Raw genomic sequence first — 25,644 nt, forward strand, 5'->3', positions numbered from 1 at the left:
TGTTTGTTTTTATTTCAATGCCGGCCAGTAATCTTTATTTGCTTCGATCAGATCATCCAGTATTGCTTTTGCCTTTGGCGCGGAAACTATTGTCCTGTTTAACGTTAAAGCCTGCAGCAGCTTGTTATAGCTATTCTCGTAATACGCCTCGACTACCAGTCTCTCATAGGCATGCTGATTCTCGATTAATCCTTTATAAAAAACAGGGATTTCTCCGACTGAAAATGCTTTTGGCCCATGATTGGTGAGAAGAGCCGGAACCTCTACCAGAGCATCCGCAGGCAGGTTGGAAATAACCCCTTGATTTTCTACCATGACGACAAATGTTTCCTTTAAATTAAACAGGAGCGAGGCCGCAGCCCGAATCATATAAACGCCGTGAATATCGGCTTCTACATCTATATCCTTTGCTGTTCCCTGCTGAATAATTTGGTCACAATGTTCATGCACCCGTTTTTCTCTTCCATTTATCACTTGTCTTGCTCTTGTATTATCGGGCGATTCCTTTTTAGCCAAATCGTCCGGGTAGAGGTAGTATTGCAGATACGTATTCGGCAAGAATTCCGGAAAGTCGATCAGCATTTGTCTTGCCTGCCTGAACGTTTGGATCCATGACTCGTCATTGGCGATTTCCTTGTCTGTCGGGAGAAAGTCGCCATTAATGATTTTGTCTTTAATCTCATCCGTCAGGTCATTGCCCGCTTTATCAAGAAGTTTGCTGAACCAGCCGAAATGATTCAAACCGAAATATTCCGGTACGAGTTCCCATACATCTTTCTCCAGCAAATCGGCATAGCTTTTCATGATTGCAATCGGCATGTCGCAAATGTTTAAAATTCGCAGATCATCTGGAAATTCCCTCTTTAATGCCAGCCCCACGATAGCTGCGGGATTGGTATAATTCAGTATCCATGCATCCCGGGAATAATAGCGAATGTCGTTGACCAGGTCAATCATATCTTTAATCGAGCGAAGTCCGTATGCCATCCCCCCAGCACCGCAAGTTTCCTGACCTACCACTCCATGTTGAAGCGGGATTTGTTCATCCAGTTCCCGCATCGCGAGCCCGCCAGTTCTGATCTGTACAAAGGCTGCATCAATATCAGCAAAGGCAGCTGCTTTATCCGTCGTGTAAGAGAAAGACTCCAGTTCCGGATAATGTTCGCTTAGCAGAATTTCTGTCGCCTTTGCTATTTTCTCCTGGCGGTCGGCGTCTGTGTCATAGAATGTGAGATTCTGAAGAGGGAAATTCTCCTTTTCTTCAATTAAACTCATGATAATTCCAAGTGTATAGGTGCTGCCGCCGCCAACAATAACGAGATTTTTTCTTTCCATTGTTGAAACCCCTTTCATGATGTCTTTAATATGATTTTAACTCATATTTACTCTATAATCAATACAAATATGATACAAATTATAAACTGTTAGGAAGAGTAGTGGAAAAATGGTACACTTGGTACAGTAAACGGAAAGGTTGATTGACGACATGTGGAATAAATCGATGCCTCTATACAAACAAATCGCAAACAACATAAAAGAAGATATAGCAGATGCAAAGCTGACCTCCGGAGACGCCATACCTTCTGAGACAAATCTGGCAAAAACGTATGGTGTCAGCAGGGTAACGATAAGGGAAGCGATCAAACAGCTGGTAGAAGAGGATATTTTGTACCGTGTTCAGGGAAGCGGCACTTACATCAGCCATGAAAAGATTGAACATAACATCTTGAAATTGCAGGGATTCACCGAGGAAATGAGTGAATTAGATAATAATCCGTCCAATGAAATATTAGAATTTCAATTAATGCCTGCTGATCAAGAAGTAAGAGACCATTTGAAAATAGGGGAGGGCGAAAAAGTTTATTACGTGAAACGCTTGCGGCTGGCGGATTATGAGCCACTTATTGTGGAGGAGTCTTATTTGCCTGTTGATCTTTTTCCGGACCTGTCTATTGAAGTAATGAAACATTCAAAGTACGACTATATCAGCGGCAAAGGATACAAAATCGACAGACGCTTCGGGGAACTAATACCGAAGATGCCCAGTGCGGAAATGATACAACACTTGCAAATTACAGAATCAGATCCATTGCTATATATGCAGGCATTTTCGACCTTCAAGGATGGAACGGTTTTTGAGTACTCGAAAATATATTTCCACCCGCATAAATATTCATTTAAAGTGGTGTCCTCGAGGAATGGGGAGTAGGGTAGGAAGGATTTCAACAAAAAGAGCCAGATCACTTGCTAAAGCAAGCAAATCTGGCTCCTTTAAATATTTTTATTCGGCTGGCTCTAAATCTTCAATCGAATCAATGTCCATATAGGTTGGTACAGCCAAGCCAATGATGGTACCTTCCAAGTTTGGTCCTAAATCAACAATGTCTTCCTGATATTCTTCATAGAAAGCACCGTGTGTAACAGGCAGCCACGGAGCAAGTGATGCGTCACCGTCACCGGTAGCTATTGCTTGGAACACAATTGCCGGGTCGACAGGTGTTAGTTCTACCGTAAACCCTAGATCCTCTAATACAATTCTCATTACCTGATGAGAAGCACGTTCTGAATCCCATGGAGTTAATACCAGCTCGATTTCCTGTCCATCAACCGGCTCAACGCCTTCTGTCCATTCAGCTACACTATCCTGATTCGCTTCTACCCAACTAGCTGCTGCTTCCTCCATGGAAGAATCCTGTGCCTCCAGCATAACCCCTTCCATATCTTCTACAGTCCAGTTGAACCGGTCAAGAACGGTATTAGCACTAGGCATATCTTCTTCCAAGCCCATTCTTGTGATGGTATGAATGAACTCCTCTTCACCATATACCCCTTGTGGATCCTCTAAATATTTCAAATCATGCTGAGCAAACATAAAATGCGGGTTCCAGCCTACAACAATAATAGGTTCTTCATTACGGATTGCCTCATCCAGCTCTGTTAACATACCTGCCGTTGAACCTTCGACATGTTCCCAGCCCGCTAAGCTGTCATATTCCTCTATAGCGTTGTTTGTAAGCGCCGTTGCTCCTGCTCCAGGCTCAATGCCGATAATTGTATGCTCTACCGCGTCACTTACATTCGTTGTTCCTTCGCCTTCACCTGAACCGCCCTGTGACTCTTCGCCACCGCCGCCACCACAGGCAGCTAACAGTAAAGTGAAAGCTAAAACAAGTATGACCCCAATTAACTTAGTTCTCATTAAATTTCCTTCCTCCTTCTAAAATAAAAAAGACTATACTTCTAAGTATGTCCTAACCAAATGTGATAATAACTTCTTTGCGCACAATTAAAATAATACAGGAGATATAATTTCCAATCAATTTGGATGAGACTTCAAATAAAGGAATGCAAGTTAATGATAGTTACTTTAGGTTACTTAGACGCTATAAATCATAGAAATAATCGTCTTTCCTCCGATTTGTGGGACATTTTGACTAAAAATTTATTATATAACAGCAATACCGGGCACTTTTCCCGGTTAAAGAACTGTGTTTTAAAATTGTGGGAATGTCGGCTTATTTAAAAATGGAAACGTTCATGAAACATCAGATCTGGTATAATAAATATAAAATTGCAGGCGGATGGGGGAATATTAATGTACAAACCAGAAGATCTCATTAATGATTTTGAAGCTTTTAATGGCTATGTAAATTCGCTAAAAACAATGGAGGAAACACATTTTTTTGAACCAATTGCTGAGGGGAAATGGTCTGTAGCTGAGATTATCAGTCATATTTCATTTTGGGATAAATACATACGTGAAGAAATGCTGCCGCAAATGAAACGGGATGCTGTCATTGAAAGTATAGATATTGAGGAACTCAACAAACTGGCAGCAAGTTACGCATTGTCCGGCGTGTCGCAGCAGCATCTGCTCGATAAACAACTGGAAGAAAGAACGCAGCTTGTATCTGATCTAAGGAGAAAGAGTGAGGAAGAATTTTTTGCGACATATACACTGAATGGGGAAGAAGTGGACGAGTATTCAGGTTACCCGCATTCCATTTTTAATTATATCGCGGCGTTTATCTGGCATGACAATCATCATAGCAAGCAAATTGATGGGTTTTTGGAGGAAAAAGCACGGAAAAATTGATGTTGAAATTATGCAATTCATCTACATGGGAGACTTAGGAGGAAGAAATAATGATTTATTCTATCGTACAGGCTGATGATACCTGGATACTTTGGGGGTTTTTGGCGGGCTGGGCAGCAGTAAGTATTTATCTGGAACAAAAATACACATGGGCTTCTAAACTTTCAGGGGCGATTATTGCGCTTATTGGTGCAATGCTCTTGGCAAATTTAAATATTATTCCAACCGCATCACCCGTTTATGATACCGTTTGGTCCTACGTTGTACCGCTATCCATTCCGCTTTTATTATTCCGGTCAAATATATTAAAGATATGGAATGAGAGCGGCAGGTTATTAATGATGTTCTTCTTAGGTGCTATCGGGTCTGTCGCAGGAGCAATCATTGGTTTTTTTCTGTTGAAAGATATTATTCCTTCATTAGACATGATTGGTGCAATGATGACAGGCTCTTATATCGGAGGCGGCGTAAATTTTGCGGCGATGTCGGCAAAATTTGAAGTTCCAGGAGAAACAGTATCGTCAACCGTTGTTGCCGATAATATGCTGATGGCAATTTATTTTCTGGTGTTAATTCTTGTACCGACACTTAACTTCTTCAGAAATAAATACAAGACGCCGTATATGGATGAACTGGAAAAAAGCACAAACAAAGATAATAATCTTGCATCATCCTTTTGGGGAAGACAAGAAGTATCATTAAAGGATATTGCACTCGCGGTGGGTACTGCTTTTGTTATTGTAGCCGTTTCCTTCAAGCTGGCTGAGATCTTTGATGGAATTATTCCATCAGGGGACAATGTTAACTTCTTTTTGAATGCGCTGAATGGCATATTTGGGGACAATTACTTGATGCTGACAACGATTACGATGCTCTGTGTAACCATTTTTCCGCATTATTTTGAAAATATCAATGGTGCCCAGGAGATTGGAACCTATTTGATTTATATTTTCTTTGTTGTTATTGGCGTTCCGGCTTCGCTTCCATTAATCCTGCAGAATGCACCACTGATCCTGGTCTTTGTAACGATTATGGTCGCTGTTAATATGTTGGTATCATTTACTGCTGGAAAGCTATTCAAGTTTTCATTGGAAGAAATTATTCTGGCGAGCAATGCCAATATAGGCGGTCCTACAACAGCAGCAGCCATGGCCATTTCGAAAGGTTGGACAAAATTGGTCGGTCCTATTTTAATAGTTGGGACGATGGGCTATATTATTGGGAACTATGCGGGAACAGCAATCGGGTATTGGTTTAGCAGTTTTTAGTCATAAGTGACAGAATAACCCCTTTCAATTTTCTGAAGTAGCGTGTCTATGAAGGAAAGTATGTTTTGCCATTCTGTATATGTGGAAAGATAAAATGTGTAATGGCTGACAATAAAGAAACAACCCTAGGAAAATTAAGTTCGTGCATTCAATTGGAAAGGCGGTTATAAAATGTCCAATAATATAGAAGGAAAAGTTGTTGTCTTAACAGGTGCCTCCAGCGGAATTGGCGAGGCAGCCGCGAAGGAACTTGCTGCTCATGGAGCCAAACTTGTGCTTGCCGCACGCCGTGAAGAACGTTTACAGGATTTGCAAAAGGCCATCCAAAACGAAGGCGGAGAAGCCGGGTACAAAGTGACAGATGTTGTTTCCCAGGAACAATTACAGGAACTCACGCAATTTGCCCTTGATACCTACGGGCAGATTGATGTAATGATAAATAACGCTGGTTTAATGCCGCAATCGCTGATGCATAACCTGAAGACCGATGAGTGGGATCGCATGGTTGATGTTAATATTAAAGGCGTTCTCTATGGGATTGCCGCGGTCCTTCCGCATATGCGTGAAAGAAAAACAGGGCATATCATCAATGTGTCATCCGTTGCGGGACATGAGGTCTTTCCCGGCAGTGCGGTTTACAGCGGTACAAAGTTTGCAGTGCGCGCCATTACCGATGGAGTAAGAAAAGAAGAATCAGCAAACAACATTCGAACGACGATCCTCTCGCCAGGAGCTGTCGATACCGAGCTGACAGAGACGATCACAGACACCGATGTAAAATCAGGTGTGGATGAACTTTACGAAAAGGCCATTCATCCGGATTCAATGGCCCGGGCGATTCGTTATGCTGTGGAAGAACCTGAAGATGTATCCATCAATGAATTGATTATTCGTCCAACATCGCAAGGTTAATAAAACAGTCGTGTGAACAGAGTTTTAATCTTAAGCAAAAAAGCCTGCCGTACATCCTTAACGGCAGGCTTTTTTGCTGTAAACGAAGTAAATTAATTTGACAATTGATGTCTGAAGAATTAGAATTATAGGCAACACAGCAATTGTGAAAGCGATATCACTTGAGAAAACCACATACATAATAAGGAAACTTGAGCGTAAAGGTTTCTTGGAGAAGCTGTGTCATTTGCTGATAAAAAGGAGATCAATATTCATGAGTAACGATGAAATGGAGCATTTGAAGGCATCCGTCAAGCTGCCGGTAATTATGGCGCCAATGTTTTTAATATCCGATCCGAACATGGTGATCCGCGCCTGTGAGACAGGAATCATTGGCACATTTCCTGCTCTCAATGCGCGGACTGCGGACATATTGGAAGATTGGATGAAACAGATCAATGAGGGACTGGATGAAAAGCAGCGGGAGCATCCTGAGCAAAAAATCGCTCCATGGGGCATCAATTTTATTACCCACCGCTCCAACAAACGGTACACGGAAGACCTTCATCTGATCGAAAAATATCAGCCGCCATTGGTGATTACTTCGCTCGGCGATCCGGGCCCTGTGGCAGAGATTGCACACAGCTATGGCGGGGTGGTTTTTTCCGATGTCATCAATGTGAAATTTGCCAAAAAAGCAATTGAAAAGGGAAGCGATGGCCTGGTGCTTGTGGCAAACGGCGCTGGTGGCCATGGCGGCACACTGAATCCGATCGCCTTTATTCATGAAGTACGGGAATTCTGGGACGGGCCAGTTGTCCTGGCAGGCGGCATGTCAAAAGGAGAAGACATTCTTGCCGCAGAAGTGCTGGGAGCGGATTTTGCCTACTTTGGCACACGGTTTATTCCAGCAGCCGAAAGCAGTGCACAGACAGCGTATAAGGAAATGATTGTTGATGCGCAGGCGGAAGACATCATCTATACGGACGCATTCAGCGGGGTGCCGGCCAATTATCTCCTGCCAAGTATCGTGCGAGCAGGCCTTGACCCCGGCAGTCTGGAGAAGAAAACGGAGATCAATTTTGATAAACTGAACGATCATGAAGCCAAGGCATGGAAGGATATATGGGGGGCAGGGCAAGGCGTGGGAGCTGTGCAAGAGCAGCAGACGATTGCGGAAATTGTTGCTGATTTAAAGCAGGGTTATGATGCTGCGAAGAGGAAGGCTGCTGGGAGATTAAATATCCTTGGGCGGAGATAGGGTAAGAAGATGTGCATTTCGGAGGATTGTTTATGTTATCTAATCTAGAATTAATGGAATTTCATGTGAATGTGTTATTTAAAAACGATACTGAAAATCGATTAACAGTCGTAAATGAACCACCATACGATGCTGCACCAAGAATTTTTGTGGGTGACACCAACCTCGGGAGTGTAGTCAGGTATTCAAATACGCTAGATGAGGGTCTTGTAGAGAATTTAGGACAAGTTATAGAGACAAACCCCGGAGCTAATCTAGGAGAAGTAATCAATATTTTAAATACAGAACGTCAATTAGATAATTTATGGGTTGGTCCGGCGTATGTGTTTCCTGATGCAAGTGACAGGACTACTACAAAAGCAATACAAGTAACTCATGAAAACAAAGAACTTTTAAAGCATTATTTTCCATATACATTTGAGGATTTTACGCATAAACAACCTTGTTTCGTTATAGTAGAAGACAAAATTCCCGTTTCGATTTGTTGTAGTGCAAGGAAGACCACAAAAGCAGACGAAGCAAGTGTATTTACACATGAAAATCACCGTGGAAAAGGATTCGGTTTAGAGGTTGCAAATGCTTGGGCTAAAGAAGTGCAAAAACAAGGACGAATCGCTCTTTATAGCACTTCATGGAATAATTTCGCATCCCAATCTGTGGCAAGGAAACTAAAATTGCTTCATTATGGAACGGACATTCACGTGAGTTAGTAAGGAATCATCTTGGTTAATTATGAGGAGAGAGAAACTATTAATGAATATAAGACTTGCTGAGGAAAAAGACATTGATCAATTAATTAGAATGAGATGGGATTTTACTATCGAACATGATGAAAGTAAAGGAAAGGAATCATACAGTGATTTCGAAAAGGAATGCCAGCAATTTTTAGAGGAAGCGCTAGCCAGTGATCAATGGTTTGTTTGGATTGCGGAGGAAAATGGGAGAATCGCATCACACATCTACATAGAATTAATACAAAAGGTGCCACGTCCCGGCAGAATAACACATCCATTTGCATATATGACAAACGTTTATACCGTACCAGAATATAGAAAAACGGGTATTGGAAGTAATGTGCTCAGCTCAATAAATAAATGGGTGAAAGAAAACAATTTTGAATTTGTAATTGTATGGCCAAGTGATGAATCGATTAATTATTACAAGAAAAATGGTTACGTCCATTGTACGGAGCCTATGGAGTATTTTCCTTCTTAAATGCGGGAAAGGTTCCATCGTATGGAGAAGCGGGAGAAACAGGGGGTTAACTATGATGGAAGATTTTTACTGTGACGAAGTATTAAACGGGAAAACTCAAGTAAAAAGGGTCTTGGAGACAGAGAATGTATTGGCTTATTATCATACAAGACCTTATTGGCCAATCCACATTGTCGCCATACCAAAGAGACATATTCCTTCATTAATTACATTGGAAGAAAGTGATAACGACTTATTACTAGAACTGTTTGGAGTGATTAAAAAGGCTGCAACGATGGTTACAGAAGAACACGGGGCTTGCAGGGTTCTTACCAACTTAGGCGATTATCAGGATTCCAAACATCTCCATTGGCATATTGTTTCCGGGGAGAAGATAAGATGAATTTCTTGGGGAGATCATTTTGCTTTGATGCAACATGATAATATGGATGATGCCATAATGAAAATGATAACCTCTAAAACTATTTCGCATACAGTAAAAGAACTCCTGTCATACGCAACTTTTGAAAAAAACTTTGAAAAAGTATATGAGAATTACATAAAAACTGCGAACCGATCTTTATATGGATTTGAGTATAGAGGAAAGATGGTCGGCTGTATTAGAATTAAAAGTTTAGGGCAGCAAAAGGCCGAAATAACACATATTGCGTTGGTCCCGTGGTGAGAGGTCAAGGCATTTGCAGCAAAATGATTAAGTTCATTTGTAACAAGCATTCGTTGCAATTTATCTCCGCTGAAACGGATAAAGACGCTGTGGTTTTTTATCAAAACTTGGGTTTTCAAATCACCAGCTTAGGTGAAAAATATCCTGGTGTGGAAAGGTTTTTGTGTGAATATGAACGAACCAGAGAGCATTGGAGCGAAGAATGTGGGGTTTGTTTAGAAGGAGAATGATAAAATGAGAAATATTTATGCGTTTGAAAGTCAAGAGGATTACATAAAATATCAGGACATTATTGAAGAATTTAGTGCAAAACTAGAAAACTACCAAAAAATAATGGAGCAAGATTTTAAGCTCATTGATTCTCCAAAAGGGATCGTATGGACAACGGAGGAATTAGCAACGACGGTTTTCTCTGATATTCCAATACCAGCCTACACTAATAAAGATTTAATATATATGTCGCCAGATATAGAAACCTGGCAGGAAATTTTTAAAAGACAATTAGACGGAAAAAGTCTTCCTAATGTCCAAAGCTTTTATAAAAGCTCCACGGAGATTGAAATGTTTATCATATTAGCACACGAACTTACTCACCATTCGGATTTATTTTTGGATGATTTTGATGACGAAATAGAAAATGGTATCTGGTTCGAGGAAGGTATGTGTTTTTATCTGCCCCGAAAATTATTATTGAGTGAAAAGGAATTCGATGAAATAACAAATGTAGAAGCGGAGTTAGTTGAAGCTTTCAAGGATAAATATGGAAATAATTTATTAGAGGACTTTGGCAGCAGTCCATATCAAGGCAGTCTATCCAGTATCATGTTTGATTATTGGCGCAGTTATCTTGCTATTAAGCATCTAGTAGAGGTTCGTGCAAATAATGATGTGAAATTTATTTTTGATGAGTATCATAAATGGGATAAAGAAGGTAGGAAAGCGCCCTTGACTCAGTATTTTGATATAGGTTCTTTATTCAATTTCGAGAAGACCAAATAAATATGAATATTTATAAGTTAAAAGTAGAACATCCTTTCGTTTGGTGATATAATAAAAACACCCCCATATGAAAGGGGGTGATAATCATGGAGATTGTGGCATTAGCGACAGCTATTGTTGGGTTGGTTACGGCATTGGTTAATCTAACAATCACGTTATTAAACATCAAGAAGAAAGAAGACCATCGCTCGGCCAAGCGATAGTCCAACAGTCTGAGCAAAGAGGAAGATTTAATGCTTTCTCTTTGCTTCTCCATATTATATTATTATTATAACCGCTCTATACATAAAAAACAAGAAAGATGGGATGGATTATGACAACCTGGACGATTATATTGTCAGTTTTAGCCATTATTATTTCGTTGATTTCCCTGTTTCTGACCCTTAAAAACAGGTGAGAGAACATGTGATTCAATTTACCATAAATTGCCGTGAATTACGTTAATCATTAATTATACGGAGTAGGCAAAAATTGGACTGATCCCATTTACATACATTACCTATATTATAATTGACAGAACCCACCACGCCTCTGAATTTACTGGCCACGGTGGGTCATTTTATTTTTCTAAAAGGAAAGTAGTTTTCCACCAAGGAAAAAGACCATCGCTCTGACAAGCGATAGTCCGCAGCACTCGCCAAGGGAGGAATTTCCTCTCTTGCTCCCCCATATGGTATTTTCATTATAACAGGTTTAGAAAACGCTTGCAAAAACAAACACCATCCCCTATAATCGTAATAAATATTCTGAACATACTATCCGGTTAGTACATAAAAATTAGCCAAATGGGGGAACGGGAATGGAATTTTCTTATTCCGACAAAGTGAAAGAGCTGCAGAAAAAGCTGAGCGCTTTTATGGAAGAACATGTTTATCCAAACGAGGCCGTTTACAAACAGCAGCTGGATGAGCAGGACAGCAGGTGGGCTGCAGTACCGGCGGTGATGGAAGAATTAAAGCAAAAGGCTAAGGCGGCCGGGCTGTGGAACTTATTTTTACCTGATGAAGAATATGGAGCCGGGCTGAGTAATCAGGAGTATGCTCCGCTCTGTGAAATTATGGGCCGGTCGCTGATTGCTCCGGAAGTTTTTAATTGCAATGCTCCGGACACCGGCAATATGGAGCTTTTGGCGCGCTATGGCACGGCTGAACAGAAAAGAAAGTGGCTGGGACCGCTGCTTGCCGGGGAGATCCGTTCCTGCTTTTCTATGACGGAACCTGGTGTGGCTTCGAGTGATGCGACCAATATTGAAGCGAGTATCGTCAGAGATGGAGACGAATATGTCGTGAACGGCAGGAAATGGTGGTCATCCGGCGCGGGGGATCCGCGCTGTCAGGTGGCGATTGTGATGGGGAAAAGTGATCCGTCTTCCCCAAAACACAAGCAGCAGTCGATGATTCTCGTGCCGCTGGATACTCCGGGGGTGAAGGTTGAGCGGATGCTGCCCGTCTTCGGTTATGATGATGCGCCGCATGGACATGCGGAAATTCACTATGACAATGTCCGGGTGCCGGCGGAAAATATCATCTTGGAGGAAGGAATGGGCTTTGCGATTGCCCAGGGACGGCTTGGTCCGGGGCGCATCCACCACTGCATGCGGCTGATCGGTGCGGCGGAGCGGGCACTGGAGGAGATGTCGAAGCGGGTGCTCGGTCGCAGGGCTTTTGGCAGACCGTTAGCCGATCAGGGCGTCATACGGGAATGGATTGCTGATTCGCGAATCGAGATTGAACAGGCCCGCCTCCTGACGCTGAAGGCTGCCTATATGATGGATACGGTTGGAAACAAGGAGGCAAAAACGGAGATTGCCATGATTAAAGTAGTGGCACCAAATATGGCACTTGGTGTCATCGACCGGGCGATTCAGGCGTTTGGCGCTGCCGGAGTGAGCGACGACTTCACCCTGGCCGGCCAGTGGGCACAGGCGCGGACACTCAGACTGGCGGATGGGCCGGATGAAGTGCATCGCAGGCAGATAGCCAAATTGGAACTGCAAAAATATCAGGAATAGGAGTGATGACACATGTCGGTCATGGATTTATTTAAACTGGACGGAAAAACAGCAATTGTCACAGGTGGTGGACGGGGGCTCGGTGCGCAGATTGCCAGGACTTTTGCCGAAGCAGGCGCCAATGTCGTCGTCTGTTCACGTAAACTGGAGGCATGTGAACAGATGCGGGATGAGCTCAAAAAAATGGGTGTTGATTCCCTGGCATTCCGTTGCGATGTAGCCAACCCGGATGATGTGAAATATGTCGTACAGGAAACGGTAAATCATTTCGGTTCGATTGATATTTTGGTCAATAACAGCGGTGCCACCTGGGGAGCGCCGGTTGCGGAAATGCCGCTGGAAGCATGGCAGAAAGTGCTGCATGTTAATGTGACGGGCACCTTCCTGATGAGCCAGGAAGTTGGTAAAGTAATGATCGAACAGCAGCGCGGAAAAATCATCAACCTTGCCTCGATTGCCGGTTTTGGCGGGGTCGATCCGCGCATCATGGACACGATCGGCTATAACACGAGCAAGGGAGCGGTGATGACGTTCACCAAGGATCTGGCGGTGAAATGGGGGCCCAATAATATTAACGTTAATGCGATTGCTCCGGGATTTTTCCCGACGAAAATGTCCAAAGGCTTGCTCGAGATGGGGGGCGAAAAAATCATCGAAGCCACACCGCTGAAAAGGCTGGGTAATGACGGGGATTTAGCAGGGGCCGCGTTGTTCCTTGCCTCATCTGCATCGGATTATGTGACAGGGGATGTGCTGTCCGTGGATGGCGGCATGCATGCACAGTAATTACATCAAGAGAACACAAGTGAGGAATAGTTTATGAAAGAAGAGATTACCAGACAAAGTGTTTTGCTGTTTGAACAGAAGGGATTCTCCGAGACATCGATTCAGGATATTGCGGATGCGCTGGGTGTCACCAAGGGAACATTTTACTATTATTTTTCCAGCAAAGAACAGCTGCTGATGGAAATTCATGATGACTATATTACCAATCTCGTGAGAAGGCAGGAGCGGATTACGCAGGATCCATCGCTGAGTGAGCGGGACAAGATTACTGGAATTATTCACCTTTTGATCACTGACATTGACGATAAAGGGCCGAGTGCACGGGTGTATTCCCGCGAGATGCTTCATTTGGGAAAAGAACATGCAAAAAGTATCAGGCAGAAGCGGGAGACATTCCGGCTGAATATTGAAGCGGTGCTGAGAGAGGGCATCGAACAGGGAGAGTTTGACCGGCGGATGCATGCGGATATGATTGCTTTTGGCATCCTTGGGGTGACGAACTGGAGCTATAACTGGTTCAACCCACACGGAGAGGTTTCACCGGTAGCGTTGGCGGAGATGTTTGCCGGGATGATTTTGAATGGAATTGGGCTGGCGGATTAGAGCGGAAGGAGGAAGCAAGATGGCTTATCAGGATACCATACCTGTAAGACGGGGAGAGGAACTGGACAAGGAGGCATTGCAGGAATTTTTGCGGGAAAATGTAGCCGAAGCGCCGGATGGCCCGCTTGAGGTGGAACAATTCGGGGCAGGGCATTCCAATTTGACCTATTTAATCCGGATTGGGGAATGGGAAGCGGTGCTGCGCCGCCCGCCTCTGGGCCCGGTTGCTCCGAAAGCACATGATATGGAACGAGAATATAAGATTTTGTCCGGTCTGCATCCTTTTTTTCCGGCGGCACCGAAGCCGTATATCTTTTCCGGTAATGAACAGATTGTCGGCAGTCCGTTTTTTCTCATGGAGAGGCGCAAGGGGATTGTGATAGATTCAGCGTTTCCGGAAGGCGTCAGCTATGAGCCTGAGTTAGGCCGGCGGATTTCCGGGATCATGGTGGATGAGCTGGTGAAATTGCACGCGATAGATTATGAGAAAACATCGCTTGTGTCATTGGCAAAGCCGGAGGGGTTTATGGCGCGGCAGGTTGCTGGCTGGACGAAGCGGTATGAGCGGGCGAAAACGAATGAAGTCGCCGGTGTGGAACAGCTGACTAAGTGGCTGGCTGATCACGTGCCAGAGGGGCCCCCGGAGCCGGCAGTGATTCACTACGATTATAAGCTCAACAATGCCATGTTCTCCGAAGACTTCACTCACATGACGGGGCTTTTTGACTGGGAGATGACGACGGTCGGCGATCCACTGGCCGATGTCGGAGCGGCGATGAGTTATTGGATCGAGGCGGGAGACCCGGATGAGCTGAAAAAAGGTCTCGGCAAACCGCCGGAAACGGTCAAAGAGGGGTTTTTCACACGCCGGGAATTTCTCCATGACTATGCACAAAAGAGCGGGCACGATGTATCACAGATTCATTTTTACTTAACGTTTGCCTACTTCAAACTTGCGGTGATCTGCCAGCAGATTTATTACCGCTATCACCAGGGACAGACGAATGATCCAAGGTTCGCCTATTTCAACCGGTTTGTGGAAAATTTAATCGGGCATGCGTTGGAGACGACAAGGGGCGTGTGAGCAGCAAGTCAGCAAAAGGAGGAATGCTTGGAAGTTCATGCTTTCGTCGCTTGATGTTGGGAAATGTAAGCCTTGTCAGTCAATAATTATTTAAGGGGAGGAAACCACGATGAATAACGTATGGCACAAGCATTACCCGGAACATATTCAAACGGAAATCGAGATACCGGATCTTTCCTTGCCGGACATGCTGCAGAAAACGATTGCGGCGCATGGAGAGAAACCCGCTCTTTCCTTTTATGGAAGAGAGATACCCTATAAGGAGCTGGGGCAGCGGGTGGCCGCCTTTGCATCAGTGCTGCAGGACGAGGGTTTTGAGAAGTCCGACCGTGTGGCGCTGATGCTGCCGAACTGCCCGCAGTATGTAATCAGCTACTACGGGACCCTAACGGCCGGTGGGGTGGTCACTCAGGTGAATCCGATGCTTGTTGGCGGGGAGCTGGAGTACATTTTGGCTGATTCCGGAGCGGAGACGATCGTGATTTATGAGCCGCTCCTTCCCGTGCTCAACCAGATTATCGACAACACTCGGGTAAAACGGGTAATTACAGTAAATCTCGAAGGCCGCGACACCGAAGACAGCATGACAACAGGTTTCACGCAGTTTTTGCAAAAAGCCGTGAAAACGCCGGAGCCAGTGGCATTCGACCCAGCAGAAGATGTGGCTGTCCTGCAGTACACAGGCGGAACCACCGGCCGGTCCAAAGGCGCAATGCTCACCCATCGGAATGTGGTGGCCAATGTGATGCAGACCTATGAATATTTTAAAGAGACGCTGGAGCATGGAAACGAGCGGATCCTTACCGTGATTCCGCTATTTCATGTGTTCGGTATGACTGCCTGCATGAACACGGCCATTTACACGGGTTCGCTGAGCATTCTTTTGCCAAGGTTTGAGCTGGAAGAGGTGCTTGAGACAATTAAGGAGATGCAGCCGACATTTTTCCCTGGGGTGCCGACGATGTATGTGGCAATCACCAGCCATCCGAACGCGAATGAATACGGGATTGACAGTATCCGCACCTGCAACAGTGGCAGTGCGCCAATGCCACGGGAGCTGATGCGCTCTTTTGAAGAAAAAACCGGGGCGAAAATTCTTGAGGGATACGGATTGTCCGAGAGTTCGCCCGTGACACACTGTAACCCATCGTTTGCGGAAAGAAAGCCGGGCAGCATCGGCATTGGCGTTCCATCGACGGAATACAAAATTGTTGATCTGGCAGAAGGTGTGCAGGAACTGCCGCCGGGAGAAACTGGCGAGCTGATCATCAGGGGTCCCCAAATTATGAAAGGTTACTGGAACATGCCAGAAGAGACGGCCCAGACACTGCGCGATGGCTGGCTGTATACAGGGGACATCGTCTATATGGATGAAGATGGCTATGCCTACATCATCGACCGGAAAAAAGACCTGATCATCGCAAGCGGCTACAATATTTACCCTCGTGATGTCGAGGAAGTTCTGTATGCGCATTCGGCCGTGCAGGAAGCGGTGGTCGTCGGTGTTCCGGATGAGTATCGCGGGGAAACCGTCAAGGCCGTGCTTGTGTTAAAAGAAGGGCAAGCCGCCACTGCAGAAGACGTCATCGTTTACTGCCGGGAACATATCGCAGCATTTAAAGTACCAACCCAGGTGGAGTTCCGGGATGAACTGCCGAAAACCAATGTCGGGAAAATTTTGCGGCGAAAAATCCGGGAAGAGAGTGTCAAGTCATAGAATGGGCAGGATTGGCAGGTCGCTGAAGGGCTTGCCTTTCTTTCAACTATACAAGCGGGACTACGAGGAGGAGACAGACATGACAACAAGATTCACAGGCAGAACCGCATTTATCACGGGCGGAAGCAGGGGCATCGGAAAAGAGATCGCCCGGCAGCTTGCATCAGAGGGAGCAAAAGTGGCGGTCATGGATATTAACGAAGAAACGCTCAAGGAGACAGCGAAGGAATTTGCCACGGACGGATTTGAGGTGCTGGTCAAAAAAGGCGATGTCACGAAAGCAAGCGATGTCGAGGAGGCGATGAAAGAGGTCGTCTCGGCTTTTGGATCGCTGGATATACTCATCAACAATGCAGGCGTCATCCGAGATAATTTGCTGTTTAAAATGGAAGACAGCGACTGGGAGCAAGTGGTGAATGTGCATTTGAAAGGCGCTTTTCATACGGCGAGGGAGGCGCAGAAATACATGGTAAAGCAGCAGTATGGCCGGATCATTAACCTGTCATCGACCTCGGCACTGGGCAAACGCGGTCAAGCTAATTACTCGACGGCAAAAGCGGGATTGCAGGGCTTTACAAAAACGCTCGCAATTGAATTGGGCAAATTCGATATTACGGCAAATGCAGTCGCTCCCGGGTTTATCGAGACGGATATGACAAAAGCGACAGCCCAACGGATTGGCATCCCATTTGAACAACTCGTTGAAGCCAGTGTCACTGAAATCCCGGTTGGCCGCAGTGGCAAGCCAGCCGATATCGCTAATGCGGTGGCATTTTTTGCTGATGAAGCGTCCTCGTTTGTCAGCGGCCAGGTGCTCTATGTGGCAGGGGGCCCGAAAGCCTAATGGAAGTGTTAGGAGGTGGCCAGGTGCTGCAAAACGTGATCGGAAAAACTTCGGAAAAAGTGCGAAACACAGTAGAAAGAGGGATGGTAAAACGGTTTGCCGAGGCTATCGGTGATCCGCATCCAGTTTTTGTCGATGAAGAGGCCGGCAGGGATTCACGTTACGGGAGAAATATTGCCCCGCCTACATTTCCCAGGGTGTTTGATTATGGGAAAATTGAGGGGCTGGGCCTGCCAGACAAAGGCCTGATCCACGGTGAGCAAACCTATCACTACACGCGCCCACTGCTTGTCGGGGAGGATGTTTTCTGCTGGAGCGAGGTGGAAAGCTATAAGGAAAAACAAGGCAGCAATGGCCGGATGGGAATTCTGACAATCTGCCGATATGGCGAGTCGCTGGACGGGACAGGAATCTTCGTGGAAAAACAGGTGATTATCCTGACGGAAGCTGTTATGAAAGGGATGGGTATATGAAGCAACTGGAGGAACTGCAAGTCGGTGAATCGCTGGAGGAGATAACTTTAGCGCCTGTTTCCCGGCTGGATCTGATCAAATATGCCGGAGCTTCCGGAGATTTTAACCCGATTCATACAATTGATGAGGAGGCAGAAAAAGCTGGACTGCCGGGCGTGATTGCCCATGGTATGTGGACGATGGGGAATCTGGCAAAACTTTTCACTCCTTATTATGATGCCGGTTTTATTCAGGAATACAAGATTCGGTTTGCCGGTATGGTGTTTCTTGATGATGTGCTTACATTACGAGCAGAACTGGAGGAAAAGAAGGGGACTGCGCTGCATTTTCGTATGAAGGCTGTGAACCAGGATGGGAATGAGGTGGTGAAGGGGCGGGTGGAGTTTTTGCTGATGTAGTGATATGGGTCTGGTAGATTTGCTTTTGTTTGCTAGGAGCGGGTCTACTGGACATTTTGGGGAGTTTTGCGAGTGGTTTTGTCTAGTAGAGGTGTTCTATTGGACATTTTAGCTTGTCCGGCGGGCAGTTTTGTCCACTAGAAGCGGTTTAGTGGACATTTCTTACAGTGCTACGGTTAATTTTGTCTAGTAGAAGCTTTCTACTAGACATTTCTGGAGGTCGGGTGGGGTATTTTGTCCAGTAGAATGGCTCTATGAAGACCTTTTGCTGAGCCCAATTGAGGAAAAACGGCCTTTAGAAGCGTTCTATGAACCTTTTCCAGGCCCAAAGTGAGGAAAAATGACTGATAGAAGCATTCTATGAATCATTTCACCACTCAAAAAGAGGGGAAATGATCGACAGAACCGTTCTATGAATCATTTCACCACCCAGAAAGAGGGAAACTGATCAATAGAAGCATTTCACAGACATTATAGCAGCTTTTCCCTTGGTTTCCACAAGTGACCCACACGGACGGGGCCCCAGCACGCAATTGCCCCACTTCTCTCTACGTGCGAACAGGCCGCCTGCTCACCATCTCCCGGGCCACCCGCTCAGTCAGGATCCTGCCTTTTCTCTCAATAAACGATTTCAGCACGGAATTCATCATTGGGGCAGCCAATCCTCTGGCTGTCATGCCAAGGTATCCGGTCAGGCGGGTGTTTTCCCTGTCCAGTGCTTTCGCGTGAAAATAGCCGTCTCCGGAAAGGCTGTTTTTCCAGCCAGATAGCTTAAAGGTGATCGTAGAAGGCTCCTGCCATTCCAAGATGTCAATATCGAGACAGATCGTTTTTTGCATTTTCCCGACCTCGCCCTTCAATTTCCATGTGGACTGCCGCTCGTTTATAATTTCATGGCCCGCATATCCCGGGACCAGGGGTGCCCATTTATCCATATCACTTACAAAAGCCCATACATGCTCAATTGGGGCTTCCACATTAATATCATACTTGCCGCTTGCCATGCCAATTTCCTCCTTCAAATTATAAGTCAACTGTTGATTGTATGCAGTGGCGGGAGAAAGTAGTACGGTTTTTCCTAGCTGGATAGAGGTGCGCGGAATCAACCGGAAACAGCGGGAATCGACCCGAGCGTGAGCATATCAGGCGGAAGCAGCACAGAATCACCGTGCCCCACACTTCATTTCACTCCTGCAACACATCCTCTAGCTCATCCAACTCCTCATGCGGAATCAGCACATAAAGGACATCTCCGGCCTGGAGTTCAATGCCGCCGTTAGGGGATATAGTTTTCCCCTCGCGTAAAATAAGCGTGACATTCGCTCTTTCCGGAAAGGCGATGTCCTTTATCATTTTCCCGTTAACCTTATTTTGACTGCTGATTTCGTATTCGGCCATTTCCAGTTCTTTTTTTCCGACAGATAATAGATCAGTTGTGTGCAGCGGATTGCTCGGCACGCCTTCCACGAGACCTAATTTTTTGGCTGTCAAGGAGATGGTCGTTCCCTGCAGTACGGTAGAAGTCAGGACGACAAAGAAAATAATATTAAAATAAAGCTGGCTGTGCTCCAGGTCGGCGAGAAACGGGAATAGGGCTAGCACGATTGGCACCGCGCCACGTAATCCGGCCCAGGATAAAAACAGCTTCTCCTTCAGGCTGAAGTTCATGCCTGCCACCGAGAGAAATGCAGCGATTGGCCGGGCGACGACCATTAAAATAATCGATAACAAGATTCCCTGGACGATAATGCCTAAGCTGAATAAATCGGCTGGATCAACGAGCAGGCCCAGAATGACAAATAAGCCGATTTGCGCGATCCAGCTAAAACCCTCGTTAAAGCTGAGAATCGTATGCCGCTCACGCAAACCGGAATTGCCAATCACCATTGCGGCGACATACACGGCCAGGAGTCCACTCGCATTGAGAAGTGATGCTGTGCTGTAGGCTAAAAAGGCAAAGGCGAATGCGAGCAGCGGGTATAGGCCGCTGGATGCCAGATTAATCCGATGCAGGGCCTTGCTGGAGATCCACCCTATCCCGAGTCCAATCAGCAGGCCACCACCCATTTGCAAAACAAATTGCCCAACCAAGCTGAAAAACCCCGATCCCTGACCACCCACAAAGGCAATCAGCGTTGTAGTCAGAAACAGGGCCATCGGGTCATTGGCTCCCGACTCTCCTTCCAGCGTCGATTCCAGCCGGCTGGTTATATTTTTCCCGGAAAGCATGGCAAAAACGGCCGCCGCATCGGTGGAGCCGACGAGTGCGCCCATCAATAACGCTTCCGGCCAGGTGAAATCGAACAGGATCTTTGCCGCAATTCCCAAAATGAACGAGGTCATCAACACCCCGAATGTGGCCAGCGATACAGCCGGAATTGCCACAGGCCGAATCGTATGCCAATTGGTCTTGATCCCGCCTTCAAACAGGATAACCACAAGTGCCATCATCCCAAGCAGCTGCGCCAATTCGGGATTATTGAATTCGACCAGATTGAGGGTTTCCCCGCCGGCAATCATCCCTAGAGCAATGAAAAAAATCAGGGACGGTGCATTGATGCGGTTGGTAAATTGCACGCCGATGATGCTGAGAACAAGTATAATGGAGATAATAAGGATTATAAAATTCGACATGGTGAGTTCTGGTATCATGGCTGCCTCCGAAAAATCTGGTTGAATCTTACTATACCCGGTTTAATTGAGAGAAACACCTATGCTAATTGCTTCAAAAGTTCACTCACCACAGCCATGTATTTTTTTCCAGCAATTGGGCAAGTTACATAATAGATGAGAACCTTACATAAATGAGGTGTATAACCATGAGAAAAATCATATTTCACCTTGCCATGGTGATTCTTGTTACTGCAGCGCTTTACTCGCCAGACGCCCAAGCATCGCCCACGCAAGGTCAGGAGACAGAAGAGGAATCCCATATCTGGGAGCATTCCAGCACCAACTATGAGACCGTTCATGTGGGCAGCCATGAGTTCGATTACTGGAAAAATTTCCTCCGCTATTCACGAACCTGTGATGTCTCCCACAAACTGATGACCGTGGTCTACTACTGTGATGTTCATGATCATACAGAGTCAGAAACGCATATCGAAGAAGTCGTTCATAGCCACAAGCATAATTAGAAGAACCAGGTCCGGGCAGGCACCTGGTTCTTCTTTTAGGGTTGTTACTGAAAGGATGTGGTTTGTCGCAAAATCTATAAACTGTGACATAAATCAGTGGGTTCATTATCGCCGCTGCGGAAATATACTACGCGCACCTTAGGGTGGCTGGTGAGCCCCCTTGTGCTATCGCACTGCGGGGTCTCACCGAGGCCATTCCTCCCGCAGGAGTCTCCGTATATTTCCTCCGCTGACTGATGTGTTTTTTGACTCTACTGCTGTTTAAATCAACCACCACTCTTGATAGTTGATTTCTGCTACAGGCAGTAGCTTTCCGCAAACACGGTTTAAAAGTGCTTCCTGCTCAGGTCTAGACACGTGCAGGAGTCGAGTGCCGTCAGCCCTAACCACTACCAACAGAGTGGGTTACTATTGGTTGCTTTTAAAAAGCACACCGTTAGCGGAGGAAATACCCCGAGACTCCTGCGGGATGAAAAGCATAGGTGAGACCCCTCAAGCGGAGACAACGCGAGGAGGCTCGGCAGCTTCCCGCGGAAAGCGAGGGGTATTTCCGCAGCGGCAGGCTAGAGCACATTTTCCATCAATCACGAAATAAATAAACAACAAAACGTACAAAAACCCTTTGATCTGATAATCCTTCTGTTCTTCCTATTTAATTTGCCATAATTTCATACGTTTTTCATAATCATCCAATTTGTAATCCAATTGTAATTTTGGGTTTATTTTTATCTTGAATTCAGACAACACCCCCACCACCACGCCCCTTTCAACCACAAAATGGATTAAATTTATGAAGCAGTTTGTAAAAATGCTAGAAATTTAAACCAATTCCATTCCAGGGCATGTTTAAACCAACCCGAGAAGTGCAACAGTTACCCAAACCCGGTTTTCCCGGGGATTTCTCGCAACCTTGGAAGGAGGGTTTTCTAGCGTGAGTATCGAAAAAACTACCGACAGTTCCAGTCTTGCAGAGGTGATTGACCGAATCCTTGACAAAGGGATTGTGATTGATGCGTATGCACGTGTCTCGCTCGTCGGGATTGAAATTCTGACAGTGGAAGCAAGAGTCGTGATCGCCAGTGTTGATACATGGCTGCGCTATGCCGAGGCTGTTGGTTTGCTCCGTGATGAGAGAGAAGAAGAGGGATTACTGACACAAGGAAACGAACGGGAAGCCCAGTACGCTTAAGTAAGATAATTTCCCGGGAAAGGGGGCCCCTCTTTCATGAGTGCCAAGCCCGTGAAAAAAGCCGCTGTAAAAGTAGCGAAAAAGGCGGCGAAACACGCACCTCCCGAATGGAGGGAGGAGGCGAAGGAGAAACTTCAGGAAAAATCCGCTGAAAAAGTGGAAGAAACCGCCCAGAACAAAGTGGGCAATATAGCTGAAAAACTGGAAGATGTGAAAGAATCAAATGCCGAGAAAGTGGAAAGCGGTGCGGAAAATGCCAAAGATAAAGTGCAGGATGTCCTGCTTTCTGTCCGCGATAAGCTCGGTAATGTAAAAGAAGCCGGCAAGGAATTTCAGGAGAAAATTTCTTCCTCTGATAATAAAAGCGCCAAGATGAAAGGTGCCAGACAGATCAAAGGAATCTCGAATGTCAAAAGCATTTCCAACATCAAAGGTGCTTCTAATATCAAAGGACCGGCAGATGTGAAAAAAGCAACCGATTTGAAATCGTCCAAGGATATCAAGAAGATCGGCTAAATCATCAGAAATATTTCGGTTAGACCGAACCAAATAAAAATTTCAAAGAGAGGAGAATCAACATGGCTATAGAAAAAACGACCGACAGTTCCAGCTTGGCAGAGGTGATTGACCGCATCCTCGATAAAGGGATCGTCATTGACGCTTACGCCAGAGTATCTGTTGTGGGCATAGAGATCCTGACAGTCGAAGCGAGGGTCGTCATCGCCAGTGTCGATACGTGGTTGCGCTATGCGGAAGCAGTCGGCCTCTTACGTGATGATATTGAAGAAGAAGGCCTGCCGCAGCAACAGAATGAACGGAGCCCGCAATTCAGCATCTAGGAGAAAAACAGAGGTTGGCGTGATACGTCAGCCTCCCTAAAGTAAAGCAAATGGAGGTCGACCATGGAAATTAAAGAGATCATGGACAATGTAAACGACTTTTTTGCCAAAAATGTTGCCCCGCCCCATAAAATTACTTCCGTAGAAGCAGGGGAGGAACAGGGCTGGAAAGTCAGAGTTGAAGTCATCGAAGAAAAAGAGTACATGAAAAGATACGCAAAGGACCAAATGCTCGGAGTCTATAACGTGGTATTAAATGATGACAAAGAAGTCACGTCATTTACCCGGGAAGACATCCGCTACCGAAGCAAAATAGAATCATAGGATCAGCAGCAGAAAGGAGCAACAGAAATGGAACAGCAGGAAACAGGCATTTATATCTTCTGCGGCATTCAAACTGACGGAGACGACCAATTCGGCACAGTGGAACTGGAAGGCACCGAGCACGAGACCTTCACCATCCAATATAAAGATGCCGCCATGGTCGCAGCAGAAGTGCCAATGAAAATCTACCACCCAAATAAAACCAACCTCATGATGCATCAAGGTGTCATTTCCACCGTGATGGGCAAATGCGACACCGTCATCCCCATCAGTTTCGGCAATATTTTTCAAAACAAGCAAGATGTGGAGGCGCTCTTGGAGTCGATTTATCCGCAACTGGAAGAACTGTTCCCGCAAATCAAAGGGAAAATCGAGGTTGGCCTGAAAGTGGTCGGCAAGAAAGAATGGCTCGAGAAAAATATCAGCCAGCATGATGATGTGATGAAACAGAAAAAAGTCGTGCAGTCCAAGTCCGAGGCGGCGGGGTATTTTGACCGGATCCAGCTTGGTGAAATGGCCAAGAATTTCTTTGGTCAGCTGCAGGCAGATGTCGAGTCAGACATCCATCAGCCATTGAACGAATTGGCAGAAGCGGACAAACTGAATGATCCGATCGGGGAGAAAATGCTGTTGAATGCGGCGTATCTGATTGACCGCGATCAAGAGGAAGCGTTCGATGCCAAGGTCAATGAACTGCATGACAAATGGCAGGATAAAGTGGACTTTAAATATACCGGGCCGTGGCCTGCCTACAACTTTATTAATATCCAATTGAAAGTGGAGCAAGAGACGTCATGATTTTTTCCCCAATTCGTCTGGTGATGAAAGTCGGCGAAAAGGTGAAAGAAGAGGTGGATAAGGAATTCTATGATCTGGAGCACATCCAGCAGAAACTGATCCATCTGGAAATGATGTATGAACTCGATGAAATCGACGAGCAAGCCTATCAGGAAGCAGAAGTCGAACTATTAGCCCGTTATGAAACAGCGAAAAAACGGGAAATGGAACAAGCACAGGAATCATTGAAACGGAAAGAGTGATAGCAATGAATAAACTAATCTATTTATACGGAATTATACCAGGAGGATCTTCTGTTCAACCTTTTAAAGGGCTCGATGAACAAAGTGATGTCTATACGATTCCATTCGAGGATGTAGATGCTGTTGTCTGCAATCTGGATGAGACGGAATATGGCGAAAAAGAACTCGAGAAAAAAACCAATGATGCCAAATGGCTGCATGAAAAAGCCTTTCATCACCATGAGGCATTGATGTCGCTATATAAAGACTATCCAGTGATACCGATGAAATTTTGCACGATCTATAAGAGTACGGATAACCTGCAAGAGACGATTGATACGCACAGAGAGCGGATGGTCGAACTGCTTGATGTGATTGCTGACAAAGAAGAGTGGATTCTGAAAATATACTGCGAAGAGGATAAAGTAAGGGATACGGTTTCTGAAAAAAATGAAACCGTGGAGGCGAAGAAACAGGAAATTGCCGCCCTTTCGCCAGGCAGACAGTATTTGGAAAAACGGAAACTGGACCAGACGATTGATCAGGAATCCGACCGCGAGAAGCAGCGTTTTGCTGATTGGGTGCATGAGGAACTGCGCGGCAAAGCAATCGATAATGAAGTGAAGCGGAACTGGAACAAAGACATCACCGGCAGAAGCGAAGAAATGTGCTTCAATGGGGTTTACATGCTGGAAAAGCCCGCGGTGGATGAATTTTTAAACCAAGTCTCGGAAATACAAAACCAGTCAGAGGACGGCGGCTGGCTTCTGGAAGTAACCGGGCCGTGGCCATCCTATCACTTTGCGCAAATCAGCTAGATTGGAGG

At 45.6% G+C, this 25,644-nt stretch carries 29 protein-coding genes; 25 read left to right on the plus strand and 4 right to left on the minus strand.

The genetic code is table 11. The features are described 5' to 3' along the window. Positions 1–9: 9 nt before the first annotated feature. Positions 10–1,335, minus strand: coding sequence for a family 4 glycosyl hydrolase (locus CEG13_RS02820; RefSeq protein WP_100010237.1), 1,326 nt, complete (start codon positions 1,333–1,335; stop codon positions 10–12). A gap of 151 nt (positions 1,336–1,486) precedes the next feature. Here CEG13_RS02820 and CEG13_RS02825 point away from each other — a divergent pair, with 151 nt between their 5' ends. Next, a complete protein-coding gene (locus tag CEG13_RS02825; RefSeq protein WP_100010238.1) occupies positions 1,487–2,209 on the plus strand; it encodes a GntR family transcriptional regulator in 723 nt (240 codons plus the stop codon). A 72-nt stretch (positions 2,210–2,281) separates the two neighbouring features. Here the strand turns inward: CEG13_RS02825 and CEG13_RS02830 are convergent, their stop codons facing one another. Continuing rightward, positions 2,282–3,199 carry a glycine betaine ABC transporter substrate-binding protein gene (locus CEG13_RS02830; protein WP_100010239.1) on the minus strand — a complete coding sequence of 306 codons (918 nt, stop codon included), beginning with the start codon at positions 3,197–3,199 and terminating at the stop codon, positions 2,282–2,284. Positions 3,200–3,595: 396 nt separating this feature from the next. On the opposite strand from CEG13_RS02830, the gene CEG13_RS02835 reads away from it, so the two are divergent. The 16 genes from CEG13_RS02835 to CEG13_RS02915 all read left to right on the plus strand — a co-directional run bounded on the left by CEG13_RS02835 (position 3,596) and on the right by CEG13_RS02915 (position 18,310). Beyond that, the gene (locus tag CEG13_RS02835) at positions 3,596–4,096 is read left to right on the plus strand and encodes a DinB family protein (protein ID WP_100010240.1); all 501 of its coding nucleotides are present in this window, start codon (positions 3,596–3,598) and stop codon (positions 4,094–4,096) included. A gap of 50 nt (positions 4,097–4,146) precedes the next feature. Further along, positions 4,147–5,364 (plus strand): DUF819 family protein, encoded by a 1,218-nt coding sequence (locus tag CEG13_RS02840; protein ID WP_100010241.1) that lies wholly within the window; start codon positions 4,147–4,149, stop codon positions 5,362–5,364. Between the two features lie 171 nt (positions 5,365–5,535). After that, on the plus strand, positions 5,536–6,276 hold the full coding sequence (locus tag CEG13_RS02845) for an SDR family oxidoreductase (RefSeq protein WP_100010242.1): 741 nt from the start codon (positions 5,536–5,538) through the stop codon (positions 6,274–6,276). Between the two features lie 253 nt (positions 6,277–6,529). After that, on the plus strand, positions 6,530–7,516 hold the full coding sequence (locus CEG13_RS02850; RefSeq protein WP_100010243.1) for an NAD(P)H-dependent flavin oxidoreductase: 987 nt from the start codon (positions 6,530–6,532) through the stop codon (positions 7,514–7,516). A 32-nt stretch (positions 7,517–7,548) separates the two neighbouring features. Beyond that, positions 7,549–8,226: a GNAT family N-acetyltransferase gene (locus tag CEG13_RS02855; RefSeq protein WP_100010244.1), complete on the plus strand. Its 678-nt coding sequence runs from the start codon at positions 7,549–7,551 to the stop codon at positions 8,224–8,226. A gap of 43 nt (positions 8,227–8,269) precedes the next feature. After that, positions 8,270–8,731, plus strand: coding sequence for a GNAT family N-acetyltransferase (locus CEG13_RS02860; protein WP_100010245.1), 462 nt, complete (start codon positions 8,270–8,272; stop codon positions 8,729–8,731). Between the two features lie 52 nt (positions 8,732–8,783). Continuing rightward, positions 8,784–9,113: an HIT family protein gene (locus CEG13_RS02865; protein ID WP_100010246.1), complete on the plus strand. Its 330-nt coding sequence runs from the start codon at positions 8,784–8,786 to the stop codon at positions 9,111–9,113. Positions 9,114–9,629: 516 nt separating this feature from the next. Beyond that, positions 9,630–10,394 carry a hypothetical protein gene (locus tag CEG13_RS02875; RefSeq protein ID WP_100010247.1) on the plus strand — a complete coding sequence of 255 codons (765 nt, stop codon included), beginning with the start codon at positions 9,630–9,632 and terminating at the stop codon, positions 10,392–10,394. A 799-nt stretch (positions 10,395–11,193) separates the two neighbouring features. Continuing rightward, on the plus strand, positions 11,194–12,405 hold the full coding sequence (locus CEG13_RS02880) for an acyl-CoA dehydrogenase (RefSeq protein WP_100010248.1): 1,212 nt from the start codon (positions 11,194–11,196) through the stop codon (positions 12,403–12,405). A 12-nt stretch (positions 12,406–12,417) separates the two neighbouring features. Further along, positions 12,418–13,191, plus strand: coding sequence for an SDR family oxidoreductase (locus CEG13_RS02885; RefSeq protein ID WP_100010249.1), 774 nt, complete (start codon positions 12,418–12,420; stop codon positions 13,189–13,191). Between the two features lie 33 nt (positions 13,192–13,224). Beyond that, a complete protein-coding gene (locus tag CEG13_RS02890) occupies positions 13,225–13,794 on the plus strand; it encodes a TetR/AcrR family transcriptional regulator (protein ID WP_100010250.1) in 570 nt (189 codons plus the stop codon). Between the two features lie 19 nt (positions 13,795–13,813). Next, positions 13,814–14,878 (plus strand): phosphotransferase family protein, encoded by a 1,065-nt coding sequence (locus CEG13_RS02895; protein WP_100010251.1) that lies wholly within the window; start codon positions 13,814–13,816, stop codon positions 14,876–14,878. Between the two features lie 109 nt (positions 14,879–14,987). Further along, on the plus strand, positions 14,988–16,595 hold the full coding sequence (locus CEG13_RS02900) for a long-chain-fatty-acid--CoA ligase (RefSeq protein WP_100010252.1): 1,608 nt from the start codon (positions 14,988–14,990) through the stop codon (positions 16,593–16,595). A gap of 79 nt (positions 16,596–16,674) precedes the next feature. Next, positions 16,675–17,439 (plus strand): SDR family oxidoreductase, encoded by a 765-nt coding sequence (locus CEG13_RS02905; RefSeq protein WP_100010253.1) that lies wholly within the window; start codon positions 16,675–16,677, stop codon positions 17,437–17,439. 23 nt (positions 17,440–17,462) lie between these two features. Beyond that, positions 17,463–17,912: a MaoC family dehydratase N-terminal domain-containing protein gene (locus tag CEG13_RS02910; RefSeq protein WP_192869514.1), complete on the plus strand. Its 450-nt coding sequence runs from the start codon at positions 17,463–17,465 to the stop codon at positions 17,910–17,912. Next, positions 17,909–18,310, plus strand: coding sequence for a MaoC/PaaZ C-terminal domain-containing protein (locus CEG13_RS02915; protein ID WP_100010255.1), 402 nt, complete (start codon positions 17,909–17,911; stop codon positions 18,308–18,310). The genes CEG13_RS02910 and CEG13_RS02915 overlap by 4 nt, the downstream gene beginning before the upstream one ends. Before the next feature lie 548 nt (positions 18,311–18,858). On the opposite strand, the gene CEG13_RS02920 is transcribed toward CEG13_RS02915, so the two are convergent. Then, on the minus strand, positions 18,859–19,314 hold the full coding sequence (locus CEG13_RS02920) for an SRPBCC family protein (protein WP_100010256.1): 456 nt from the start codon (positions 19,312–19,314) through the stop codon (positions 18,859–18,861). A 181-nt stretch (positions 19,315–19,495) separates the two neighbouring features. Further along, the gene (locus CEG13_RS02925; protein WP_100010257.1) at positions 19,496–20,962 is read right to left on the minus strand and encodes a potassium/proton antiporter; all 1,467 of its coding nucleotides are present in this window, start codon (positions 20,960–20,962) and stop codon (positions 19,496–19,498) included. Between the two features lie 167 nt (positions 20,963–21,129). Between CEG13_RS02925 and CEG13_RS02930 the strand changes: the two genes are divergently transcribed. From CEG13_RS02930 to CEG13_RS02965, 8 genes are all read left to right on the plus strand, one after another. Further along, positions 21,130–21,447: a hypothetical protein gene (locus CEG13_RS02930; RefSeq protein WP_100010258.1), complete on the plus strand. Its 318-nt coding sequence runs from the start codon at positions 21,130–21,132 to the stop codon at positions 21,445–21,447. A 931-nt stretch (positions 21,448–22,378) separates the two neighbouring features. Continuing rightward, complete coding sequence (gene gvpA / locus CEG13_RS02935; RefSeq protein WP_100010259.1) at positions 22,379–22,636, plus strand: gas vesicle structural protein GvpA; 258 nt, start codon at positions 22,379–22,381, stop codon at positions 22,634–22,636. Positions 22,637–22,672: 36 nt separating this feature from the next. Further along, the gene (gene gvpQ / locus CEG13_RS02940; protein ID WP_100010260.1) at positions 22,673–23,152 is read left to right on the plus strand and encodes a gas vesicle protein GvpQ; all 480 of its coding nucleotides are present in this window, start codon (positions 22,673–22,675) and stop codon (positions 23,150–23,152) included. 62 nt (positions 23,153–23,214) lie between these two features. Further along, entirely contained in the window at positions 23,215–23,475 is a 261-nt protein-coding gene (gene gvpJ, locus CEG13_RS02945; protein WP_100010261.1) for a gas vesicle protein GvpJ, read from the plus strand. 63 nt (positions 23,476–23,538) lie between these two features. After that, a complete protein-coding gene (gene gvpO / locus CEG13_RS02950) occupies positions 23,539–23,799 on the plus strand; it encodes a gas vesicle protein GvpO (protein ID WP_100010262.1) in 261 nt (86 codons plus the stop codon). A gap of 27 nt (positions 23,800–23,826) precedes the next feature. Next, complete coding sequence (locus CEG13_RS02955; protein ID WP_100010263.1) at positions 23,827–24,597, plus strand: GvpL/GvpF family gas vesicle protein; 771 nt, start codon at positions 23,827–23,829, stop codon at positions 24,595–24,597. Next, the gene (locus tag CEG13_RS02960; protein WP_100010264.1) at positions 24,594–24,839 is read left to right on the plus strand and encodes a gas vesicle protein GvpG; all 246 of its coding nucleotides are present in this window, start codon (positions 24,594–24,596) and stop codon (positions 24,837–24,839) included. Before CEG13_RS02955 ends, CEG13_RS02960 begins: the two co-directional genes overlap by 4 nt. 5 nt (positions 24,840–24,844) lie before the next feature. After that, complete coding sequence (locus CEG13_RS02965; RefSeq protein ID WP_100010265.1) at positions 24,845–25,636, plus strand: GvpL/GvpF family gas vesicle protein; 792 nt, start codon at positions 24,845–24,847, stop codon at positions 25,634–25,636. The last annotated feature ends 8 nt before the right edge of the window (positions 25,637–25,644 follow it).

It is taken from the genome of Lentibacillus sediminis (genome assembly GCF_002763455.1).
Classification (GTDB): Bacteria; Bacillota; Bacilli; order Bacillales; family Amphibacillaceae; genus Lentibacillus_D; species Lentibacillus_D sediminis_A.

What these genes read in the sequence shown, in the direction of transcription:
- CEG13_RS02830 (WP_100010239.1), bottom strand. Translation starts at nt 3,199, where the DNA reads ATGAGAACTAAGTTAATTGGGGTCATACTTGTTTTAGCTTTCACTTTA.
- CEG13_RS02960 (WP_100010264.1), top strand. Translation starts at nt 24,594, where the DNA reads ATGATTTTTTCCCCAATTCGTCTGGTGATGAAAGTCGGCGAAAAGGTG.
- CEG13_RS02825 (WP_100010238.1), top strand. Translation starts at nt 1,487, where the DNA reads ATGTGGAATAAATCGATGCCTCTATACAAACAAATCGCAAACAACATA.
- CEG13_RS02875 (WP_100010247.1), top strand. Translation starts at nt 9,630, where the DNA reads ATGAGAAATATTTATGCGTTTGAAAGTCAAGAGGATTACATAAAATAT.
- gvpO (WP_100010262.1), top strand. Translation starts at nt 23,539, where the DNA reads ATGGAAATTAAAGAGATCATGGACAATGTAAACGACTTTTTTGCCAAA.
- CEG13_RS02900 (WP_100010252.1), top strand. Translation starts at nt 14,988, where the DNA reads ATGAATAACGTATGGCACAAGCATTACCCGGAACATATTCAAACGGAA.
- CEG13_RS02965 (WP_100010265.1), top strand. Translation starts at nt 24,845, where the DNA reads ATGAATAAACTAATCTATTTATACGGAATTATACCAGGAGGATCTTCT.
- CEG13_RS02920 (WP_100010256.1), bottom strand. Translation starts at nt 19,314, where the DNA reads ATGGCAAGCGGCAAGTATGATATTAATGTGGAAGCCCCAATTGAGCAT.
- CEG13_RS02890 (WP_100010250.1), top strand. Translation starts at nt 13,225, where the DNA reads ATGAAAGAAGAGATTACCAGACAAAGTGTTTTGCTGTTTGAACAGAAG.
- CEG13_RS02860 (WP_100010245.1), top strand. Translation starts at nt 8,270, where the DNA reads ATGAATATAAGACTTGCTGAGGAAAAAGACATTGATCAATTAATTAGA.
- CEG13_RS02930 (WP_100010258.1), top strand. Translation starts at nt 21,130, where the DNA reads ATGAGAAAAATCATATTTCACCTTGCCATGGTGATTCTTGTTACTGCA.
- CEG13_RS02850 (WP_100010243.1), top strand. Translation starts at nt 6,530, where the DNA reads ATGAGTAACGATGAAATGGAGCATTTGAAGGCATCCGTCAAGCTGCCG.
- CEG13_RS02885 (WP_100010249.1), top strand. Translation starts at nt 12,418, where the DNA reads ATGTCGGTCATGGATTTATTTAAACTGGACGGAAAAACAGCAATTGTC.
- CEG13_RS02895 (WP_100010251.1), top strand. Translation starts at nt 13,814, where the DNA reads ATGGCTTATCAGGATACCATACCTGTAAGACGGGGAGAGGAACTGGAC.
- CEG13_RS02915 (WP_100010255.1), top strand. Translation starts at nt 17,909, where the DNA reads ATGAAGCAACTGGAGGAACTGCAAGTCGGTGAATCGCTGGAGGAGATA.
- CEG13_RS02835 (WP_100010240.1), top strand. Translation starts at nt 3,596, where the DNA reads ATGTACAAACCAGAAGATCTCATTAATGATTTTGAAGCTTTTAATGGC.
- CEG13_RS02840 (WP_100010241.1), top strand. Translation starts at nt 4,147, where the DNA reads ATGATTTATTCTATCGTACAGGCTGATGATACCTGGATACTTTGGGGG.
- CEG13_RS02865 (WP_100010246.1), top strand. Translation starts at nt 8,784, where the DNA reads ATGATGGAAGATTTTTACTGTGACGAAGTATTAAACGGGAAAACTCAA.
- CEG13_RS02845 (WP_100010242.1), top strand. Translation starts at nt 5,536, where the DNA reads ATGTCCAATAATATAGAAGGAAAAGTTGTTGTCTTAACAGGTGCCTCC.
- CEG13_RS02855 (WP_100010244.1), top strand. Translation starts at nt 7,549, where the DNA reads ATGTTATCTAATCTAGAATTAATGGAATTTCATGTGAATGTGTTATTT.
- CEG13_RS02905 (WP_100010253.1), top strand. Translation starts at nt 16,675, where the DNA reads ATGACAACAAGATTCACAGGCAGAACCGCATTTATCACGGGCGGAAGC.
- CEG13_RS02955 (WP_100010263.1), top strand. Translation starts at nt 23,827, where the DNA reads ATGGAACAGCAGGAAACAGGCATTTATATCTTCTGCGGCATTCAAACT.
- gvpQ (WP_100010260.1), top strand. Translation starts at nt 22,673, where the DNA reads ATGAGTGCCAAGCCCGTGAAAAAAGCCGCTGTAAAAGTAGCGAAAAAG.
- gvpJ (WP_100010261.1), top strand. Translation starts at nt 23,215, where the DNA reads ATGGCTATAGAAAAAACGACCGACAGTTCCAGCTTGGCAGAGGTGATT.
- CEG13_RS02925 (WP_100010257.1), bottom strand. Translation starts at nt 20,962, where the DNA reads ATGATACCAGAACTCACCATGTCGAATTTTATAATCCTTATTATCTCC.
- CEG13_RS02880 (WP_100010248.1), top strand. Translation starts at nt 11,194, where the DNA reads ATGGAATTTTCTTATTCCGACAAAGTGAAAGAGCTGCAGAAAAAGCTG.
- CEG13_RS02820 (WP_100010237.1), bottom strand. Translation starts at nt 1,335, where the DNA reads ATGGAAAGAAAAAATCTCGTTATTGTTGGCGGCGGCAGCACCTATACA.